A 20,300-nucleotide genomic window follows, 5' to 3' on the forward strand; every position below is an offset into this window, starting at 1 on the left:
GTTATCAGTTGGTGTGTTCCGGATAGAAACGTTGTGCAACTTCGGGGTGCGAGCGCAGCCGACCTTTAAGGTAGTTCCAGCCTACATCGCGCAATAAAGGATTGAGCGGATCGCTGGTTGGGCCTTGCGCCAGCTGAGCCAGCGCTTCCGGGAGCGGGTAAACCGGCACCACCATATCGAGCTGTGCGCCAAGGAAAAAGGCGATGGATAAACGCTCATTCGCCGCCTGCGGCGACACCACACGATGCACCGTAGCGCGCAGATAGCCATTAGTGGCCAGCTCCAGCAATTCGCCGATATTTACCACAAATGAACCCGGCAGCGGCGAGGCGGCAATCCAGTTGTCGGGCGTCACTTCCACCTTTAAACCGGGCCGATCGTCCTGTAACAGCAGCGTCAGGAAGCCGGAGTCTTTATGCGCGCCGACGCCCTGACGGGATTCGCTATCCGCGCGGCCGGGATAGCGGATCAGTTTGATATGTTCGTTGGGATAGTCGCCATACAGGTTATCAAAGGCGTGACGCGGCAAATGCAGCGCCTCGGCAAAGGCGCGCAGCAGCTCCAGCGCAACCTGCGTCATCTTTTGCTGCCAGTGGGTAATGACGATTTGCAACTCAGGTAAGGCGTCCGGCCATTGATTAGGGCCCTGCATCCGCTGCCAGGTGGGAGAATCTGCTGTGACGGGCAACGCTTCACGCTCGGCGCCAATATCAAACTGTTCGCGGAAATCAGGTTTGCTGCGGGTAATTTCAACGCCGGCCAGGTTGTAACCGCGAAAGTGCGGCGAGTTTGCCATTTTAACTTTCAGCTTTTCATCCTGCGGCAAGGCAAAAAAAGCGCGCGCAACGCGTTGTACGTTATCTGATAATTTGCGGTCAATGCCGTGATTAATCAGATAAAAAAAGCCTATGTCGCGCGCTGCCTGGCCCAGTTTTTCCAGAATTTCTTTTCGCTGTGGTTCTGTACCCGACAATAAAGCGAAATCGATGATCGGCAGCTCTGATGGACTTAATTTACTCATTATTTAAATTCCGTTTGCATGGAGTAGAACAACATTGCCACTTCGTTAGCCGCTTAACTACGAACTATTCTTGCTATCCATATGCAAACCGCAGGAATGAGTTTAATAAGATGAAGCCAGCAAAAATGATGATCCATGCAATGCTCTAACGATCCCGAACGCCCCGCTCTGGCAAACGCGCTGCGCCTTTCTTAGCGGGTAACTTTATATAATGGGACTTATATAAAGTCAGGACAGCACATTACCAGGCAGGTATCATGAACGTTGCCGTGAAACAGACGATGCCGTGTTCTTATTTTGGCGCTGCTACGTGAATTCTGCAGGGTAACTGCTCTGCTTTTTTCTCAGATTTCACGTAGCGCGATCAACGCTGAGATGGACATTTACTGAGCTAAAAATGACAAAAATTATCCAAAACGATGCGCAATTACCGGCCTTAATCGCCGATGATAATCTCGCCGAACAGCTGCGAGCGTTTGTGCAGGATCGGGAAGCCTTTTCGCCTAATACCTGGCGCCAGCTATTGAGCGTCATGCGCATTTGCCATCAGTGGGCCACGGAGCATGGCCGCTGCTTTTTGCCCATGTCGCCTGAAGATCTGCGGGATTACCTGACGTTTTTGCAGGCGAACGGTCGGGCATCCTCCACTATCGCCACACACGCGTCGCTGATTTCTATGCTCCATCGTAACGCCGGACTGCTGCCGCCAAATACCTCGCCTGCGGTATTCCGTACCATGAAGAAAATAAACCGCGTTGCCGTGGTATCAGGCGAACGGACCGGCCAGGCCGTCCCTTTCTGTTTATCAGATTTAAAGGCGCTTGACGCCCGCTGGCAAAACTCACCGCAACTGAAGGAAGTGCGTAATCTGGCGTTCCTGCATGTTGCGTACAGTACGCTGTTACGCGTCAGCGAGCTGGCCCGCCTGCGGACCGGCGATATTACTCGCGCCGAAGATGGCCGTATTATTCTGGATGTCGCCTGGACAAAAACCATTGTTCAAACCGGCGGACTGATCAAAGCGCTTAGCACCTTATCCTCACAGCGGCTGACCGAATGGATAAACCTTGCCGGTCTCGCTGCCGAGCCGGACGCTTTTCTGTTCTGTCCGGTACATCGCGCCAATAAAGCCCTGATGACCACCAGCCGCCCTTTAAGCACGCCGGCGCTGGAAGAGATTTTTATTCAGGCCTGGCGGGAAGCCGGTCAGAGTCAGCCGAAGAGTAATAAAAACCGTTATCGTGGCTGGAGCGGACATAGCGCCCGCGTTGGCGCCGCCCAGGATATGGCGAAACAGGGTTATGCCGTGGCGCAGATTATGCAGGAAGGCACCTGGAAGAAACCGGAAACGCTGATGCGTTATATTCGTAATGTCGATGCCCATACCGGAGCGATGATCGATCTGATGGAAAAGAAAACGGGTTAGCCGTGGTCATCACTCTGAAAGGGATAACAGAACGCCGCAATTTTCAGCTAACGCATCGTTTACGGATGTACAGACGTCTAGATGTGTATTATAGTGCTTTTCTTACACTTATAAGGGAACTACAGAATGAAAAAAACAGTGCTCATGGCCCTGCTTGCTGCATCCGTAACGCTGCTCAGCGCCTGTGATAAAGACAGCGATAATAAAATTAAAGTAGCGATTAATACCGGCCCCGATCAGCAATTATGGGAAACCGTTAAGCAGGTCGCTCATGATAAATATAAGCTGGATGTCGATGTGGTGGCCTTTAACGATTATGTCCAGCCAAACGAAGCGCTGTTTAACAAAGATGTCGATGCTAACGCCTTCCAGAGCCTGCCCTATCTGGAGATGCAGTCGAAAGAGCGTGGCTATCACTTTGCCGTGGTAACGAATACCTTTGTCTTCCCGATCGCCGGCTATTCACACAAGATCAAATCACTAAAAGAGCTGCCGGATGGCGCAACTATCACTATTTCCAATGAGACTACTACGCTGGGTCGCAGCCTGCTGCTGTTACAGGCGCAGGGATTGATTACCGTTAAGCCCGAAGCCGGTCTGCTGCCGACCACGTTGGATATTACCTCTAACCCGAAAAAAATTAAATTCGTTGAAGTGGATACGCCTCAGTTAGCCCGTACCCTTGACGATCCGCAGGTTTACGTTTCCATTATCAATAACAACTTCGCGGCGCTGGTTAATCTGTCAGCCTCTCGCGACGGTATGTTTATGGAAGGTAAAGCGTCTCCTTATGTGAATGCCATCGTGGCGCGTGAAGATAATAAAGACAGCCCAAATATTCAGAAGCTTAAAGAAGCCTTCCAGTCGCAGGAAGTGCTGAACAAAGCCAACGAACTCTATAAAGGCGATATTATTAAAGGCTGGTAATCCCGTCCGTTGCGGGTCGCGCAAGAGACTATTACGCGACCCGCTTCCGCCTCAGTCACTACGACATGTACATGAGCATCAACCGTGCCATCTTCTTCATTACCCGTGACGTGATTTGATCCGTTTGCCTGACTCATCAGTGACTTTTTCACCATCTTCTTTTGTAAAGGCTCCTTTCTGTGGCTCAGGCAGAATATCCAGCACAACCTCAGATGGACGGCACAGCCGTGTTCCCTGCGGGGTGACGACTATTGGGCGGTTGATCAAAATGGGATATTGGAGCATAAACCCAATTAACTGTTCGTCAGTTAACTGCTCATCGGCAAGGACAAGCTGCTCATAAGGCTCAACGTTCTTACGCAGCAATGCCCGCACGGTAATCTCCATATCTGCAATAAGTTTAACCAGCTCATCATGCGATGGTGGGGTATCGAGATAATAAATAATCGTCGGTTCATTGCCACTGTTGCGGATCATCTCCAGCGTGTTACGTGAAGTGCCGCAGGCCGGGTTGTGATAGATGGTAATGTTGCTCATATCGGTATCTCATTACAAAGTGACAGAGAGCCGCAATGCCAGCGCGGCCAGAGTGATAAACAGTACCGGCAGGGTCATGATAATGCCGGTGCGGAAGTAGTATCCCCAGGTGATCGTCATATTTTTCTGTGAAAGCACATGCAACCACAGGAGTGTCGCCAGGCTGCCAATAGGTGTGATTTTAGGGCCTAAATCGCAGCCAATGATGTTGGCAAAAATCATCGCCTCTTTAACAACGCCGGAAGCCGTGCTCCCGTCAATAGACAATGCGCCAACCAGCACAGTAGGCATATTGTTCATGATGGAGGACAGAAATGCCGTCAGAAAGCCGGTGCCAAAAGTTGCAGACCATAACCCCTTATCCGCCAGCACATTCAGTACTCCGGAAAGGTATTCCGTTAATCCGGCGTTGCGCAGACCGTAGACCACCAGGTACATTCCCAGCGAAAAGATGACGATCTGCCACGGGGCGCCCCGCAATACTTTCCCGGCGTTAATGACATGACCTTTTTTCGCCACCGCAAACAGGACAACCGCACCCGTTGCGGCGATCGCACTGACGGGAATGCCCAGCGGCTCAAGAACAAAGAAACCCACGAGCAGCAGCACAAGGACAATCCAGCCCGCCTTAAAAGTTGCCGGGTCCTTTATCGCGCTGGCAGGTAATTTTAGCAGTGCAACGTCATACGTCGCCGGAATATCCCTGCGAAAGAAGAGATGCAGCATACCCAGCGTGGTTGCAATGGCTGAAATATCGACGGGGATCATGACTGATGCATATTCAGTAAAGCCCAGCCTGAAGAAATCGGCAGAGACGATATTCACCAGATTAGACACGATAAGCGGCAGACTGGCGGTATCGGCAATAAACCCTGCTGCCATCACAAAGGCAAGCGTAGTACCCTTGCTGAACCCCAGCGCGAGCAACATGGCAATCACTATCGGGGTCAGGATCAGCGCGGCACCATCGTTAGCGAATAACGCAGCGACAGCTGCGCCAAGCAGCACAATCCAGGTGAACAACAAGCGCCCGCGCCCGTTGCCCCAGCGGGAAACATGCAGCGCAGCCCATTCGAAAAAACCCGATTCATCGAGCAGCAGGCTGATGATGATCACAGCGATAAACGTCGCCGTCGCGTTCCAGACGATATTCCAGACAACCGGAATATCACCAGGATGAATGACGCCGGAAATCAACGCCAGCATAGCGCCAATACTCGCGCTCCAGCCAATACTTAGCCCCCTGGGTTGCCAGATCACCAGGATCAACGTCAGTAAAAAAATAGTCCCTGCCAGTAACATTTCAGACTCCATTACATATGATTTTAAGAATGTGTATGTGTGTCACTTAACAGGACAACGACGTGGATTTTTCCAGCCATTCACGCACATCGTCACGCAGGCATAGCCAGGTCGTGGCGATAGTTTCAGCAGCCCAGGCAGGTATATGCGGGGACAGCCGATAGTGGATCCATTTCCCTTCACGGCGGTCAAGAACCAGTCCTGACTCGCGTAATATAGCCATATGTCGGGAAATTTTAGGCTGTGACTGCGAGGTGGCTCCGCAGATATCGCAGACGCACAGTTCCCCGGACTCCCTGAGAAGCATAATGATGGCCAGCCGGGTTTCATCCGACAGTATTTTGAAAAGCTGAACAGGCTGTAGCATTTTCTCCCCCAATGAACTCAGAATACACATATGATAAATCATATATGTTATTTTGAGAATCACCGATCCTTAAAGGAGGAACAAAATGGAACCATTCCCAATCAATCATCAGTGGCAAAAGCCTGGCAGGAGTTCAACGAGAACGGACGCGTTAGCGTGAGGTATGTTCCGTTTTCCAAACGGATCCCACCTTTATCGCACAGGCGCTTGTTGCGGCAATTTCTGCCTTCATTCTGCAGGGGATGACTTCCTGATGACAGCAGCGCCCCTTTCATCATTGACTTCCAGCGACCAGAAGAAAAGATGCAGGTACAGTCCCTGAATGATTTCGTGGTATTTGGCGTGATGATTGTTGGATCATTTGTTTCTGGCGCCCTGCTGAATCTCTATGGCTGGAATGCCATGTTATGGGGTTCACTTATTCTGGTGTATTACCGCCGCTTATGTACCCAGCATTGCCTGTATACTGAAGTCAGTTTTTTCTTAATCCGGATGCCTTATGCTTCGTCGTACCCTCTGCCTCCCTGGCAGGCAAAGTCTGGGCGTTATCGCCACCTTGTTAGCGCTGCTGGCGCTGTTTTGTTGGTGGAACTGGAATGATTTCTTAGCCTGGAGCCTGGCGACGCAGATTACCCTGCATCGTTATCTGGTGCTGCATCTGCTGCAAATCAATAACGGCCAGTACAGCGGCGGGCTGTGGCTGCTGTTCTTCACCTTTCTGTACGGCGTTTTGCATGCGGTTGGGCCCGGACACGGTAAATTTGTGGTCACCACCTGGCTTAGTACGCAGCAGCACTCTTCCCCCGCGCTGCGGGCGGTGCCGCTGATTGGCAGCCTGGTTCAGGGGCTAAGCGCCATTCTGTTTGTATTTATTCTGGCGGTTGGTTTTAACCTGATGGCCGGTGATTTAAGCCTGAGCCGTTGGGTTATGGAAAAGATCAGCGCGCTGCTGATCGCCGCCTTTGGGGGCTGGATGTTGCTTCGCGGGCTGCGTAGTTTTCCGCATACATTCGCCAAAAGAAAAGCGGTAACGTCACAACATACGTCCGCCGATGCTGTGCATTATGCCCCGCTCATGGCGCATACGCCGGTCGATGCCGTGAGTCCGCATTCCACATCTCATCATGATACGCACCAGCCATGCGGCTGCGGCCATCATCATATTCCGCTGGTTCAGCCTGCCAGCCGGAAAGAGCTGCTCGGCGTGATTATTGCCATTGGCTTGCGTCCCTGCAGCGGCGCGATTACCGTTTTATTATTCTCTAACGCGATTGGCATTGTGAAATGGGGCATGCTGGCCGTTATGACCATGGCGCTGGGCACCGGCCTTTCCCTGTTATTACTCGCCATCGCGGTAAGCCGTTTACGGGACACCGTTGCCGCCATCTGGCTACGTGAATCTCCTGCTGCAACCACCACTATTATTGCGCTGGTACGGATTGCGGGTGGCGTACTGCTGCTGTTTTTTGCCCTGATTCTGTTTCTCACGGTCGTGCCGGTCAGCCCGAACGGGGATTTTATTGCGGCGGGCTGCTAGCGGAGCGCCAAACGCAGCACTTTTGCTTTTACCGCAGTCAGGAGATTAATTCCGCACTATGCTTACCAGCATCTGTTACAGGAGGCGTAATGAGTAAAAAGGCATTAATCATTGGTATAAGCGGCGTCATTGGCAGCGCGCTGGCAGAGAAATTACAGGCGGATGGCTGGCAGGTTTATGGCCTGTCGCGAGGGCGCGCCCCTGTGCTGCAAGGCTGCCACTCGCTGATCGCCGATTTGTCGTCAGCGGAATCGGTTAACGCTGCGCTAAAAGATCTGCACTTTGACAGCCTGTTCTTCAGCGTCTGGTCTCGCCAGGCCAACGAGCAAGAGAATATCCGGGTGAATGGCGCAATGGTGCGCAACGTACTGGAAGCGATGGGCGAGCGCCTGAAAGGCAGCCATGTGGCGCTGGTCACCGGCCTGAAACATTACCTTGGCCCCTTTGACGCTTATGGTAAAGGCAGCGTGCCGATGACGCCGTTCCGGGAAGAACAGGGGCGCCAGCCGGTCGATAACTTTTATTATGCGCAGGAAGACGAACTGTTCGCCGCCGCAGAGAAGTATGGCTGCACCTGGAGCGTACATCGTCCGCATACCATTATCGGCTATGCGCTGGGCAATGCGATGAATATGGGCCAGACGCTGGCCGTCTACGCCACGCTGTGCAAAGAGACCGGAAAGCCGTTTATTTTTCCTGGTTCCGAAGCGCAGTGGAACGGCGTTACCGATATGACCGATGCGAGCCTGCTGGCTGAGCAGCTGGAATGGGCGGCAACCTCGCCGGCGGCGAAAAATGAAGATTTTAACGTGGTTAACGGCGACGTTTTCCGCTGGAAATGGATGTGGGAGCAAATCGCCGATTACTTTGGGATTAAGGCGGCACCGCTTCCTGACCATATACAGCCGCTGGAAGGCCGGATGCTGGATGCCGATCACGACTGGGAAAAAATTGCTGAAAAATATCAGCTGCGTGAGGCGGATGTTTCCCGTCTGGTCTCCTGGTGGCATACCGATGCCGATCTCGGTCGTCCAATGGAAGTATTTACCGACGTCAGCAAAAGCCGCAAAGCGGGCTTTACCGGCTATCGCTGCACGCGTGACGCCTTTTTTACGCTGTTCGATAAGCTAAAGGCTAACCGCATTATCCCGTCCTGATATAAATCAGGAGCATCTTCCCTCTCTGTCTGTAGGTTCAAGATACTGAGCGCGTGCCTGAAACGAAGGTTTCAGGCCGCAAAGATCTGCACCGGAAAGAGGCGCTATTAATGCCGCTTGCCCTGGCATTGCGCAGCCGCAGCGGGAAAACCGCCCTTTTCCTGCCCCTTCATAACTGGTACAAAAGTTGCAACCTCCTGTTATCAACAGCAAGGAGACGGCAATGAAAGCGATCGTAATCGGTGGCGGTATTGGTGGAATGTGTGCGGCACTGGCGCTGGAACAGATCGGTTATCAAACCGAGGTGTATGAAGCGGTAAAAACCATTCGTCCGGTGGGCGCGGCAATTTCCATCTGGCCAAACGGCGTAAAATGCCTGAACTTTCTCGGCCTGAAGGCGCCGCTGCAGGCGCTGGGCGGCAATATGGCGTTTATGGCCTATAACGATTTCCAGCATGGGCAAACCCTGACCCGCTTTTCTATGGCGCCGCTGGTGGAAAGCGTCGGCGAGCGGCCTTATCCGGTTGCGCGCGCCGATTTGCAGGCGATGCTGCTCAACCGCTATGGCGCGCAGCGCGTTAACTTCGGCAAGCGCGTCAGCTATATTGAACAGGACGCTACGGGCGTCACCGCATGGTTTGACGATGGCAGCGAAGCGCGCGGCGATTTTCTGATTGCCGCCGACGGCACCCACTCGGTGATCCGCGCCACGGTGACCGGCCAGAGCGCTGAGCGGCGCTATGCTGGCTACGTTAACTGGAATGGCCTGGTGAGCATTGATGAAACTATTGCGCCTGCCGATCAGTGGACCACCTTTGTCGGCGAAGGCAAACGGGTATCGCTGATGCCGGTCAGCGGCAACCGCTTTTACTTCTTCTTTGACGTGCCGCTGCCGCAGGGGCTGGCGGAGGACCGCAGCAGCATCAAAGCGGACTTAACCCGCTATTTCAGCGGCTGGGCCAGGCCTGTGCAGCAGCTGATCGCCGCGATTAATCCGCAAACCACCAACCGTATCGAAATACATGACATTGATCCCTTCCCGCAGCTGGTGAAAGGCCGCGTCGCGCTGCTGGGCGATGCCGGACACAGTACCACGCCGGATATTGGTCAGGGCGGCTGTGCCGCAATGGAGGATGCGGTGGTGCTGGCGCTGACGCTACAGGCGCATTCGCTGGGAATTGAGGATGCGCTGCGGCGCTATGAGGCGCGACGCGCGGATCGGGTGAAAGATCTGGTGCTGAAGGCGCGTAAGCGCTGCGATGTGACCCACGGCAAACAGCCTGAGGTGACGCGCGCCTGGTATGAAGAGCTGAAGCAGGAGAGCGGCGAACGGATCCTGAGTGGTATGCAGGAAACCATCGTGGGCGGCCCGCTGGCCTGAAAAAGCCGGGCGCTATGCCCGGCCTGCCGTCAGGAAAGTCCGGCAGGCGCCGGAAGCCATGTTTCGCATCGGAAACGCTCTTTTGTGCAGGTATAAAAAAAGGGCAGCGCTGCCCTTTTATCTTGATCGTGCGGCGGAAACTTAAGGTGCTTCCTTCAGGCCCCGGTTAATCAGCATCGGTTCGATTTCGGGATCGTGACCGCGCCAGTCGTGATACAGCTGCTTAAGATCGCTGCTGTTGCCACGCGACAAAATCATATCGCGGAAGCGCTGACCGTTTTCACGCGTCAGGCCGCCGTGCTCTTTAAACCAGGCAAAGCCGTCATCCGCCAGCATCTCGGTCCACAGGTAGGCGTAATAGCCAGCGGCATAGCCGTTGCCCCAGATATGCTGGAAATAGCTGGAGCGATAGCGCGGCGGCACCTGCGGCAGATTAACCTTATCCTGCGCCAGCGCCTCCTGTTCGAAAGCATCGACATCCGGCTGCGGCTGTGCGGCGCTGAGGCTGTGCCAGTGCATATCCAGCAGCGCCGCCGCCAGCAGCTCGGTCATGTCGTAGCCTTTGTTAAACTTATCCGCCTTCAGGATTTTATCGTGCAGCGCCTGCGGCATCGGCTCGCCGCTCTGGTAGTGCCGGGCAAAATGCTTAAACACCTTATCGTCGCTGGCCCAGTGCTCATTAAACTGTGACGGAAATTCCACGAAATCGCGCGGGGTTTCGGTGCCGGAAAGGCTCGGATACTGCTGATCGGCAAACATCCCGTGCAGCGCGTGACCAAATTCATGGAACAGGGTGATCGCATCATCCCACGACAGCAGCGCAGGCTGACCCGCCGCCGGTTTGCTGAAGTTGGCGACGTTATAAATGACCGGCCTGGTTCCCAGCAGCTTCGACTGATCGACGAAGTTGCTCATCCACGCCCCGCCGCCTTTGTTATCACGCTTAAAGTAATCGGTATAAAACAGCGCCAGCGATTTGCCATCCTTATCAAAAACCTCATAGACGCGCACGTCAGGCTGATACACCGGCAGATCATTACGCGGCTTAAAAGTCAGCCCGTAGAGCTGGTTAGCGGCATAAAACACGCCGTTTTCCAGCACGTTGTTCAGCTCGAAATAAGGACGGATTTGTGATTCATCGAGATCGTATTTTGCCCGTCGCACCTGCTCGGCGTAAAAGGTCCAGTCCCAGGGGGCCAGTTTGAAGCCGCCCTGCTGCTGGTCAATCACCGCCTGAATATCAGCCGCTTCGCGCTGCGCGCGCGCCGTGGCGGCCGGGACGATATTGCGCATAAAGCCGAGCGCGGCCTGCGGGGTTTTCGCCATTTGATCCTGCAGTTTCCATGCCGCATAACTGTCAAAGCCCAGTAGCTGCGCCTGCTGCGCCCGCACCACGGCCAGACGCGCAATCAGCTGGCGCGTATCGTTAGCGTCACCCTTTTCCGCCCGCTGCCACGAAGCGTTAAATAACGCTTCACGGGTCTGGCGATCCGCCAGGCTCTGCAGTTCCGGCTGCTGAGTGGTGTTTTGCAACGCCAGCAGCCACTGATTTTTCAGGCCGCGCGCCCCGGCCGCTTCGGCGGCGGCAGCGATTTCGCCCTCGCTCAGCCCGGCCAGCGCCGCCTTATCTTTTACCACCAGGCCGCCCGCTTTGGTGGCCGCCAGCAGACGGTTGGTAAACTGGGTGCTGAGCGTCGCCGCTTCCTGATTCAGCGCCTTGAGTTCGGTTTTTTGCTCGTCGCTCAGGCTGGCCCCGGCCAGCTGAAACGACTGCCAGATAACCTCAACCAGACGACGCGATTCCGCATCCAGCTGTAGCTTATCGCGCTGCTGGTAAACGCTGTCGAGGCGCGCAAAAAGCTGGCTGTTCAGGTGGATTTCATCGTCCAGCGCCGCCAGTTTGGGCGCGGTCTCTTCATCGATTTTTTGCAGCTCGTCGTTGGTATTAGCGGAGGTCATGGCGCCGAAAACGTTAAGCACGCGCTTCAGCAACAGGCCGCTTTTCTCCAGCGCCACATAAGTATTTTCAAAGGTGGGCGGCTGCGGATCGTTCGCGATACGCGCCACTTCCTGCTGTTTCTCACGGATGCCCGCTTCAATCGCGGGAAGATAGTCGCTGTCCTTAATACGATCGAAAGGCGGTGCCTGAAAAGGCAGCGCGCTGGGCTGACTAAAGGGATTCTGCTGTTCGCCGGACATGGTCTTCTCCTGATCGTGGTTAGCCGTCGCACCGGCTGCCTGAGCTGCTCCGCTCAGCGCCAGGCCAATGGCCAAAAATAACACCGATAACCGCATATCCTTATTCTCCTGTTCCTTGCCTGTAAAGCAGAATCATAAGCGCAGTTAACCGATGGTGCCAGCGTTCTGCGTCTGCTGGTAAACGGCGATAATTTCCGCCGCGATCGCTACGGCAATTTCCGCAGGCAGTTTGCCCTTAACCTGCGGCAGCCCGACCGGGCAGCGCAGGCGCGCCAGCTGCTGCTGGCTGAACCCTTTGCCGCTCAGACGATATTCAAAGCGCTGACGTTTAGTGTTTGAACCAATTACTCCGGCGTAACGATAATCGTCGCGGCGCAAAATTGCCTCACACAGCGCCAGGTCGAGCGGATGATGATGCGTCATCACGACAAAATAGCTGCCTGGCGGCAGCTGCCGCACATAATCCACCGGCTCCTCAACCTGGCAGGCGGTGACGCCAGCGGGCACCTGGGCAAACTGCCCGGCACGCTGATCGATCCAGTGGATGTGACAGGGTAACGTCGCCAGCAACGTAACCAGCGCCTGCCCTACGTGACCGGCACCGAATACCGCAATCTGCGGCTGGATGTACAGCAGCGGCTCAAACAGAATGGTCGTGGCGCCGCCGCAGCACTGCCCCAGCCGGGCGCCGAGACTGAACTGCTCGCTGTGCAACCCTGCGCGCTCCTGCTTCAGCAGGTTGCGCGCTATCTCGATACATTGAAATTCCAGATGTCCGCCGCCGATGGTGAAAAACTGCCGATCCGCCGTGACGATCATTTTACTGCCGCGATCGCGCGGCACCGATCCGCGCTCGTTGAGTACCGTAATCAGCACGCAAGACTGACGCTGCGTCCGCAGCTGCTGCAGCGTTGCAACCCACTCATGTGGCAGCATTATTTTCTCCCGTCAGCCTGTCAACTGCCCAAAATACCCTTTCCGGCGTGGCGGGCGCGTCCAGATGCGGATGCAGGCGATAGTCAGCCACGCTGGCTATTGCGTCCTGTAGCGCGCTCCAGACGGAAATAGCCAGCATAAACGGCGGCTCGCCGACCGCCTTTGAATGAAATACCGTCTGCTGCGGGTTTTTACGGTTCTCCAGCAGCGTCACCCGTAAATCGGCGGGTACATCGCCAGCCGTGGGGATCTTGTAGCTGGCCGGGCCGTCGGTCATTAACCGTCCCTGACTATCCCAGACCAGCTCTTCGCAGGTTAGCCAGCCCATGCCCTGCACAAAGCCGCCTTCGACCTGGCCCACATCGATAGCCGGATTCAGCGAGGCGCCGACGTCGTGCAAAATATCCGCGCGTAGCAGGCGATATTCGCCGGTTAACGTATCGATCAGCACTTCGCTACAGGCCGCGCCGTAGGAGAAATAATAAAAAGGCTGACCGCGCCCCGCCTCCCGATCGTAATGAATGCCGGGGACGCGATAGTAGCCGGTGGCCGAAAGCGGCACCTGATTCAGCCAGGCCAGCTGCGCTACCTGACTAAAGGTAAAATGCTGCTGCCTTACCCGCACGATGCCATTGCTGAAGCTGACCTCCTGCGCCTGGCACTGGTGCAGGCGACACAGCATGTCGGTCAGGCGCTGGCGCAGAATTTCCGCCGCGTGCTGGGCGGCCTTGCCGTTAAGATCGGTGCCGCTGGAGGCCGCTGTTGGCGACGTGTTGGGCACCTTACCGGTATCGGTGGCGGTAATGCGGATGGTACTTATGTCGATCTGTAATACTTCCGCCACGATTTGCGCCACTTTGGTATGCAGCCCCTGTCCCATTTCGGTGCCGCCGTGGTTCAGCTGAACGGTGCCGTCGGTATAAATCAGGATCAGTGCGCCGGCCTGATTGAGAAAGCTGGAGGTAAAAGAGATGCCAAATTTCACTGGCGTCAGCGCCAGGCCGCGTTTCAGGATCGGGCTGGCGGCGTTAAACTGCCGCACCGCTTCCCGACGCGCCTGATAATCTGCGCTCTGCTCCAGCTGTGCGGTGATTTCATCCAGCAGGTTATCCTCAACCCGCTGATGATAATGGGTAATATTGCGTGTCTGCTGACCATAATAGTTACGCTTACGCACCGTGAGCGGATCCAGCCGACGATGGCGCGCAATGGCTTCGATAACCTGTTCAATCGCCACCATACCCTGCGGCCCGCCAAAGCCGCGATAGGCGGTGTTGGAGGCCAGATTGGTGCGGCAGCGATAGCCGGTGATGCGCGCATCGCCAAGATAGTAGGCGTTATCGGCGTGAAACATGGCGCGATCGACAATCGACCCGGAAAGATCGAGCGAATAGCCGCAGTTGCCTGCCAGCTCGATATTCACGCCGCAGAATACGCCGTCATCATCAAAGCCCACGTCATAGCGCACAAAGAAAGGATGACGTTTACCGGTAATGCGCATATCGTCGCGACGCGCCAGACGCATTTTTGCCGGTCGTCCGGTTTTATGCGCCGCCAGCGCGCACAAACAGGCGACGCCCGCCGCCTGCGTCTCCTTACCGCCAAAACCGCCGCCCATTCGCCGCATATCGATGGTAACGTTATTCATTCCGACGCCCATTACCGAAGCGACCAGCTTCTGGACTTCGGTCGGGTTTTGCGTCGATGACCAGACCTGAAATGAACGATCTTCACCAGGCGCGACCAGCGCAATCTGGGTTTCCAGATAAAAGTGCTCCTGTCCGCCAATATGAAACGCACCCTGAATGCGATGCGGCGCACGCGCCAGCGCCGCATCGGCGTCGCCGCGCTGATGTACATGCGGCTCCTGCACAAAATGGCGCTGCGCCAGCGCCGTTTCCACATCAAGAATCGCCGGCAGCGGCGCGTATTCAATGCGGGTGGCTTCTGCGCCCAGCCGCGCAGCCTCTTCGCTTTCGGCCGCCACAACCAGCACCATCTGCCCGACATAATATACCGTGTCGCGGGCCAGCAACGGATCGCCCGGCTCCAGCGGACCAATATCCAGCTCGCCGGGCACGTCGCGCCAGGTCAGAACCTCAATAACGCCGGGGATCGCATAGCAGGCGGCGGTATCGATATGCAGGATGCGCGCGTGCGCCTGCTCACTCAGGCGCGGGCAAAGATGCAGCAGGCCGGGAAAGGCTAACCGGTCATCAATATAGTGCGCTTCGCCGGTGACGTGCTTTTCTGCGCTCTCGTGTTGCTGATGGCGACCAACGCCGTTCTGCATACCGGCCAGATACTGCGCCTCCAGAACCTCTTGCTTAACCGGCGGACGATTATGAGACATAGCGGGATACCTCGCTTACGGCCAGTTCGCCGTTCAGCTGATGGAAATAGCGGCGCAGCAGGTTTTTCGCCAGCTGCATACGCCAGGCGGCGCTGGCGCGCGCATCGCTCAGCGGCTGAAAATCCTGTTCCAGCGCCCGGCAGGCGTTTTCCAGCGTGGCCGGTGAAAGAGGTTGTCCGATAAGCGCGGCTTCGCAGGCCGCGGCGCGGCGCGGGGTTTCCGCCATGCCGCCAAACGCCAGGCGCGCCCCGCTAATCACGCCGCCAGCATGTTTGATATTGAAGGCGGCAAACACTGCGGAAATATCATCCTCGCGCCGCTTTGAGACTTTCCAGGCGCGAAACTCAGGTGACAACGTCACTTTAGGAATATGGATGGCGCGAATAAACTCGCCCGTTTCCAGCGCTGTGCGGCGGTAGCCGAGAAAGAACTGACTGAGCGGCAGCTGACGCAGCCGGTCGCCCTGCTGCAAAATCAGCGACGCCTCCAGCGCCAACAGCATCGGTGAGCAATCACCGATCGGCGAGGCGTTGGCGATGTTGCCGCCCAGCGTGCCACGATTGCGGATCTGTAATGAGGCAAAGCGCTGCAGCATTTCACTAAATTCCGGGATGCTGGATCGCAGGCGCTGCTGACAAACGCTGAGCGGCACGGCAGCACCGATAACGATCGCATCCGGCGTTTCCTGCCAGTGCTGTAGCTCCTCTACCTTTTCCAGCGCAATCATCAGCGGCAGCTTTTGATACTGCTGGGTAATGCGCAGCGCGACATCCGTACCGCCCGCCAACAATACCGCCTGCGGATTTGCCAGATAAAAACTCGCCAGCTGCGCGCAGGTTTTCGGGATCACGCAGCGGCTGTTATTTGTGACAACGTCACCTGTTGACTGTTGCTGCAGCGCCTGCAAACGGGCAACGGTTTCCTGCTCGCGCTGGCTGAAGCTGTCAACTTCCGGCTGCTCGCAGGCGATACGCGCCGCTTCGATAATGGGCCGATAGCCGGTACAGCGGCACAGGTTTCCTGCCAGCGCGCTTTCCGCCTGCTGACGATCCCAGCCGCAGCTGTTTTTTTGCAGGACAAACAGCGACATGACAAAACCCGGCGTACAGAAGCCGCACTGCGAGGCGTGGCTGTTGACCATCGCCTGCTGCACGCTATGCAGCCGATCGCCCTGCCGCAGATCCTCCACGGTGATCAACTGTTTGCCGTCCAGCGCGCCGATTGGCAACAGACAGCTGTTAACCGTTTCATAGCGCATCTTGCCATCCACTACGCTGCCCAGCGTAACGGTACAGGCGCCGCAGTCGCCAGAGGCGCAGCCCTCTTTAGTGCCGCGACGCCCTTTTTGCTGACGAAGATAGTTCAGCACCGTGGTATTCGCATCAATCTGATGCTCGCTGACCCGCGTCTGGTTGAGCAAAAACTGAATCATACCGCCGCCTCCTCGCCTTGCCGATGCCAGGCACGCTGGCCGTTTACCCAGGTTTCGGCGATAGTGCGATCGTCGCCAAGCGTCATTAACACAAACAGCTTTTCCCAAATATCGCGGCTGTTTTGCCAGCGCATCCTCTGCAGCGGCGTAGCCGTTGGCTGCAGCACGACGAAATCCGCCTCTTTGCCGGGCATAAAGTTACCGATTAGATGATCCAGGCTTAGCGCCCGCGCGCCACCCAGCGTGGCGTGATAAAACGCTTCGCTGGCGTGCAGCTTATAGTTTTGTAGCTGATTCACTTTGTAGGCCTCGCCCAGCGTTTGCAGCATGTTAAAGGTAGTGCCCGCGCCTATATCCGTGCCGATCCCGATTTTTATCTGCTGCTGCCAGCTGCGTTGTAAATTAAACAGCCCGCTCCCAAGAAACAGGTTCGAGGTGGGACAAAAGGCGATGGCGGAATCGGTTTGATGCAGGCAGCGCCACTCTTCCGGCTCCAGATGTAAGCAGTGGGCGAAGACGCTGCGCGGGCCGGTCAGCTGATACTGATGGTAAACGTCGAGATAGTTCGCCTGCGCCGGGAACAGCTTTTTCACCCACTCCACCTCCTGTGGGTTTTCCGCCAGATGGGTATGGATCCAGGTATCGGGAAATTCCTGATGCAGCTGCGTTACCTTTTCCAGCAGCGCCGGCGATGAAGTGGGCGCAAAACGCGGCGTCAGCGCATAACCCAGGCGGCCGCGTCCGTGCCAGCGCTGGATCAGCGCGCGCGTTTGCTGATAGCTTTGCTCCGGGGTTTCCAGCAGATAATCCGGCGCGTTGCGATCCATCATCACCTTACCGGCGATGATGCGCATGGCGCGCTGTTCTGCAGCCTGAAACAACGCTTCGACCGATTCAGGATGCACGGTGCCGAAAATCAGCGCGCTGGTGGTGCCGTTGCTTAGCAGCTGCTGTAAAAAGAATGCGGACATTGCCGCCGCGTGCCCGGCTGAATGGTATTGCTCCTCAACGGGGAAGGTGTAGTTTTCCAGCCAGTTCAGCAGCTGCTCACCAAAAGCGCCCACCATTTCGGTTTGCGGATAGTGAATATGGCAGTCGATAAAACCGGGAACGATCAGTTTTCCGCGCCGATCGAGGATGAGGCACTCCGCTGGCAATGCGTCTTTTGCCTCCGGCCAGGGGCGCAGGCTGACGATCTTCCCCGCTTCGATCAGCAGCAGGCCATCCTCGATATAGCGCGCCCGTTGCTCGATCTCCTGCGGATCGCTGGCCGTGGCGGTAATATCGAAAAAGCTGCTGCGAATAGCATAGTTTTCAGGGGCTGGCATAAAGCTTCCTTAATCCAAATTATCGTTATGGCAGGTGAGCAGACGTTTAGCAAATTGCAAGAGTTATGCCAGCATGGGTTACCGTTAAATTCCCTCTAAATCAGTTTGTTAACGTTAATTTTCCGAAACAAAAGCGACTTAAACGATTGCGCAACCGCTTGCCTGGCCTAAGGCAGCTAATATTTCATCCACGCTGCCGGTCATGGGCAAAAAACGTCCGGGTTGTCGCCCTGAGCAGGCAAACTTTTGGTGCAGAGCGCACCAGCGCGGTGCTTTTTTCTTATCATTAACCGGTACTGGGCAGTAGCAGAGTGAAGTGCTATGGTGATCGGACTGGAAAATCTGTTGAGGAACAGTGAGATGATCATTTTTGTTACCGGCGCGACCGCCGGTTTTGGTCAGGCTATCGCCCGTCGTTTTATCGCGGCAGGACATAAAGTTATCGCCACCGGACGCCGTCAGGAACGCCTGGATGCGCTAAAGGCGGATCTGGGAGAAAACCTGTATACCCTGCAATTCGACGTGCGTAATCGCGCCGCGATTGATGCCGCGCTGGCGACTCTGCCCGACGACTGGCAACAGATCGATATTCTGGTCAATAACGCCGGGCTGGCGCTGGGCGTTGAGCCTGCGCATCAGGCCAGTATTGAAGACTGGGAAACCATGATCGATACCAATAATAAAGGGCTGGTTTATATGACCCGCGCGCTGCTGCCTGGCATGGTCGAGCGCAATAGCGGCCATATTATTAATCTCGGCTCGGTAGCCGGGAGCTGGCCTTACATGGGCGGCAACGTGTATGGCGCAACCAAAGCGTTTGTTCGTCAGTTCAGCCTGAACTTACGTACCGATCTGCACGGTACTGCGCTGCGCGTGACTGATATTGAGCCCGGCCTGGTGGGCGGCACCGAGTTTTCCAACGTACGCTTTAAAGGCGATGACAGCCGGGCGGAAAATGTCTATACCGGTACTACCGCCCTGACGCCGGAAGATGTCACCGAAGCGGTGTACTGGGTGGCGACGCTGCCAGCGCATGTGAATATCAATACGCTGGAGATGATGCCGGTCAGCCAGACAACCGCCGGGCTGAAAGTCGCCAAAGAGTCCTGATGCGCCGACTGACGCCAGACTGATGCAGAAACCACAAGGTTACTGGCGTCAAGCCCGATCGCCCCGATCGGGCTTGACGCGACGCGTTCAGCAGACTGACGCCGCCATCGGCCACATTTATCTCGCCGCCGACAACGCTACGCTTTTCCCCAGCCCGCCACGATAATCAACATGCCGCAAAAGGCGACCGCCGCGCCCAGCCAGTCCGTATAGCTTAAGCGTACGCCCTCCACCCAGCGCAACCACAGCAGCGCCGTAACCACATAAACGCCGCCGTAAGCCGCGTAAACGCGCCCGCTGGCGGCCGGATGCAGCGTCAGCAGCCAGACAAATGCCGTCAGGCTCAACGCCGCCGGAACCAGTAGCAGCGCCGATGCGCCCTTTTTCAGCCATAGCCAGGGAAGAAAACAACCCACAATTTCCGCGAGCGCGGTAAGAAAAAACAGCAGCGTGGTTTTGATCATACAAAGCTTTCTCAAAGCTAAACGAAGCGCCTGGCTCGCTGGTGAGTAAACAGACGGCGATGGTATACTAAAACCAACGTTACCTCATGGCAGGTTGCCATGAAAGATAAGGAACCGATGATGCAAATATTATCTAAACGTCTGGCTGCCGCCTTGCTCCCGTTTACGCTGTTCAGCGCCCTGGCGCTGTCGCCCGGAGCGGTACAGGCTCGCACCGATCGTGTGATTATTGAGAACGGAAACAACGCGTTAAGCAATGAGGAAGCGCGTCAGAATAAAGAACAGTGGGACGACACGCGTATGCTGCGCAAAAAAGTGAACAGCCGCGTCGAGAAAGAGTTTGATAAAACCGATCGCGCTTTTGATACCCGCGACGAATGTGAAAAAAGCTACAACGTTAATGCCTATTGGGAAGCCAATACCCTGCGCTGTCTCGATCGGCGCACCGGACGCCCCGTCACGCCCTGATCGCGCTTTACTGCTATAGTTACCGCTGGTTTTATTGCAAAAGGATGATGTGATGAGAGCGAAGAAGTGGATATTAAGCGCCCTGTTGGTTGCTGCTCCGCTGGCGGCCCAGGCGTCGTGCGAGTCGGTAAAAGCGGATATTAGTCAGAAGATCATTAATAACGGCGTACCTGAATCAGCTTTTACGCTGGATATTGTACCTAACGATCAGGCTGACGCCGCCGGTGGTCAGGTTGTTGGGCATTGTGAAAACGATTCACAGAAAATTGTCTATAAACGTATCGGCGTTGACGGTGAAACTAACGTGCCTGCCAATGCTGGCACCACGCAGGACGCGCCAGCTTCATGAGAGTCC

Annotated in this window: 18 protein-coding genes and 1 pseudogene; 9 read left to right on the forward strand and 10 right to left on the reverse strand. The window is 55.8% G+C overall.

Going from position 1 to position 20,300, the window contains the following annotated elements; genetic code table 11:
• Positions 1-4 precede the first annotated feature (4 nt).
• Positions 5-1,021, reverse strand: a complete 1,017-nt coding sequence (locus COO59_RS04090) for an isopenicillin N synthase family dioxygenase (protein ID WP_103058565.1) — start codon at positions 1,019-1,021, stop codon at positions 5-7.
• A 397-nt stretch (positions 1,022-1,418) separates the two neighbouring features.
• Here COO59_RS04090 and COO59_RS04095 point away from each other — a divergent pair, with 397 nt between their 5' ends.
• Positions 1,419-2,447 (forward strand): tyrosine-type recombinase/integrase, encoded by a 1,029-nt coding sequence (locus tag COO59_RS04095; RefSeq protein WP_103058566.1) that lies wholly within the window; start codon positions 1,419-1,421, stop codon positions 2,445-2,447.
• A gap of 126 nt (positions 2,448-2,573) precedes the next feature.
• The gene (locus tag COO59_RS04100) at positions 2,574-3,374 is read left to right on the forward strand and encodes a MetQ/NlpA family ABC transporter substrate-binding protein (protein ID WP_103058567.1); all 801 of its coding nucleotides are present in this window, start codon (positions 2,574-2,576) and stop codon (positions 3,372-3,374) included.
• A gap of 99 nt (positions 3,375-3,473) precedes the next feature.
• Here COO59_RS04100 and arsC read toward each other — a convergent pair whose 3' ends face one another.
• The 3 genes from arsC to COO59_RS04115 are packed head-to-tail and all read right to left on the reverse strand — an operon-like array spanning position 3,474 to position 5,580.
• Complete coding sequence (gene arsC, locus COO59_RS04105) at positions 3,474-3,911, reverse strand: glutaredoxin-dependent arsenate reductase (protein WP_103058568.1); 438 nt, start codon at positions 3,909-3,911, stop codon at positions 3,474-3,476.
• 12 nt (positions 3,912-3,923) lie between these two features.
• Complete coding sequence (locus COO59_RS04110; RefSeq protein ID WP_103058569.1) at positions 3,924-5,213, reverse strand: arsenic transporter; 1,290 nt, start codon at positions 5,211-5,213, stop codon at positions 3,924-3,926.
• A gap of 46 nt (positions 5,214-5,259) precedes the next feature.
• Positions 5,260-5,580, reverse strand: a complete 321-nt coding sequence (locus COO59_RS04115; RefSeq protein ID WP_103058707.1) for a transcriptional regulator — start codon at positions 5,578-5,580, stop codon at positions 5,260-5,262.
• Between the two features lie 273 nt (positions 5,581-5,853).
• Between COO59_RS04115 and COO59_RS21140 the strand changes: the two are divergent.
• The 4 genes and pseudogenes from COO59_RS21140 to hpxO all read left to right on the forward strand — a co-directional run.
• Positions 5,854-6,009, forward strand: a pseudogene (locus tag COO59_RS21140) (MFS transporter); the annotation flags it as partial.
• 70 nt (positions 6,010-6,079) lie between these two features.
• Positions 6,080-7,117, forward strand: a complete 1,038-nt coding sequence (locus tag COO59_RS04130; RefSeq protein WP_103058570.1) for a nickel/cobalt transporter — start codon at positions 6,080-6,082, stop codon at positions 7,115-7,117.
• An 89-nt stretch (positions 7,118-7,206) separates the two neighbouring features.
• Positions 7,207-8,274, forward strand: coding sequence for an SDR family oxidoreductase (locus COO59_RS04135; RefSeq protein WP_103058571.1), 1,068 nt, complete (start codon positions 7,207-7,209; stop codon positions 8,272-8,274).
• A gap of 223 nt (positions 8,275-8,497) precedes the next feature.
• Positions 8,498-9,655, forward strand: a complete 1,158-nt coding sequence (hpxO, locus tag COO59_RS04140) for an FAD-dependent urate hydroxylase HpxO (RefSeq protein ID WP_103058572.1) — start codon at positions 8,498-8,500, stop codon at positions 9,653-9,655.
• A gap of 141 nt (positions 9,656-9,796) precedes the next feature.
• Here hpxO and dcp read toward each other — a convergent pair whose 3' ends face one another.
• From dcp to guaD, 5 genes are read right to left on the reverse strand one after another with little or no spacing between them, the layout of a single operon-like run.
• Positions 9,797-11,950: a peptidyl-dipeptidase Dcp gene (gene dcp, locus COO59_RS04145; RefSeq protein WP_103058573.1), complete on the reverse strand. Its 2,154-nt coding sequence runs from the start codon at positions 11,948-11,950 to the stop codon at positions 9,797-9,799.
• Positions 11,951-11,998: 48 nt separating this feature from the next.
• On the reverse strand, positions 11,999-12,790 hold the full coding sequence (xdhC, locus tag COO59_RS04150) for a xanthine dehydrogenase accessory protein XdhC (RefSeq protein ID WP_103058574.1): 792 nt from the start codon (positions 12,788-12,790) through the stop codon (positions 11,999-12,001).
• The gene (xdhB, locus tag COO59_RS04155; RefSeq protein WP_103058575.1) at positions 12,777-15,143 is read right to left on the reverse strand and encodes a xanthine dehydrogenase molybdopterin binding subunit; all 2,367 of its coding nucleotides are present in this window, start codon (positions 15,141-15,143) and stop codon (positions 12,777-12,779) included. Before xdhB ends, xdhC begins: the two co-directional genes overlap by 14 nt.
• Positions 15,133-16,575: a xanthine dehydrogenase small subunit gene (gene xdhA / locus COO59_RS04160; protein WP_103058576.1), complete on the reverse strand. Its 1,443-nt coding sequence runs from the start codon at positions 16,573-16,575 to the stop codon at positions 15,133-15,135. Before xdhA ends, xdhB begins: the two co-directional genes overlap by 11 nt.
• Positions 16,572-17,903, reverse strand: a complete 1,332-nt coding sequence (guaD, locus tag COO59_RS04165) for a guanine deaminase (protein WP_103058577.1) — start codon at positions 17,901-17,903, stop codon at positions 16,572-16,574. Before guaD ends, xdhA begins: the two co-directional genes overlap by 4 nt.
• A gap of 360 nt (positions 17,904-18,263) precedes the next feature.
• Here guaD and ydfG point away from each other — a divergent pair, with 360 nt between their 5' ends.
• Positions 18,264-19,013, forward strand: coding sequence for a bifunctional NADP-dependent 3-hydroxy acid dehydrogenase/3-hydroxypropionate dehydrogenase YdfG (ydfG, locus tag COO59_RS04170; protein WP_103058578.1), 750 nt, complete (start codon positions 18,264-18,266; stop codon positions 19,011-19,013).
• A gap of 137 nt (positions 19,014-19,150) precedes the next feature.
• On the opposite strand, the gene COO59_RS04175 is transcribed toward ydfG, so the two are convergent.
• Complete coding sequence (locus COO59_RS04175; protein WP_103058579.1) at positions 19,151-19,477, reverse strand: YnfA family protein; 327 nt, start codon at positions 19,475-19,477, stop codon at positions 19,151-19,153.
• A 120-nt stretch (positions 19,478-19,597) separates the two neighbouring features.
• On the opposite strand from COO59_RS04175, the gene COO59_RS04180 reads away from it, so the two are divergent.
• Together COO59_RS04180 and COO59_RS04185 are read left to right on the forward strand one after the other, a co-directional pair.
• Entirely contained in the window at positions 19,598-19,945 is a 348-nt protein-coding gene (locus COO59_RS04180; RefSeq protein WP_103058708.1) for a DUF1283 family protein, read from the forward strand.
• A gap of 52 nt (positions 19,946-19,997) precedes the next feature.
• Positions 19,998-20,294 (forward strand): DUF1161 domain-containing protein, encoded by a 297-nt coding sequence (locus COO59_RS04185; RefSeq protein ID WP_103058580.1) that lies wholly within the window; start codon positions 19,998-20,000, stop codon positions 20,292-20,294.
• Positions 20,295-20,300: the final 6 nt, after the last annotated feature.

The organism is Mixta theicola (assembly GCF_002895925.1).
GTDB lineage: Bacteria > Pseudomonadota > Gammaproteobacteria > Enterobacterales > Enterobacteriaceae > Mixta > Mixta theicola.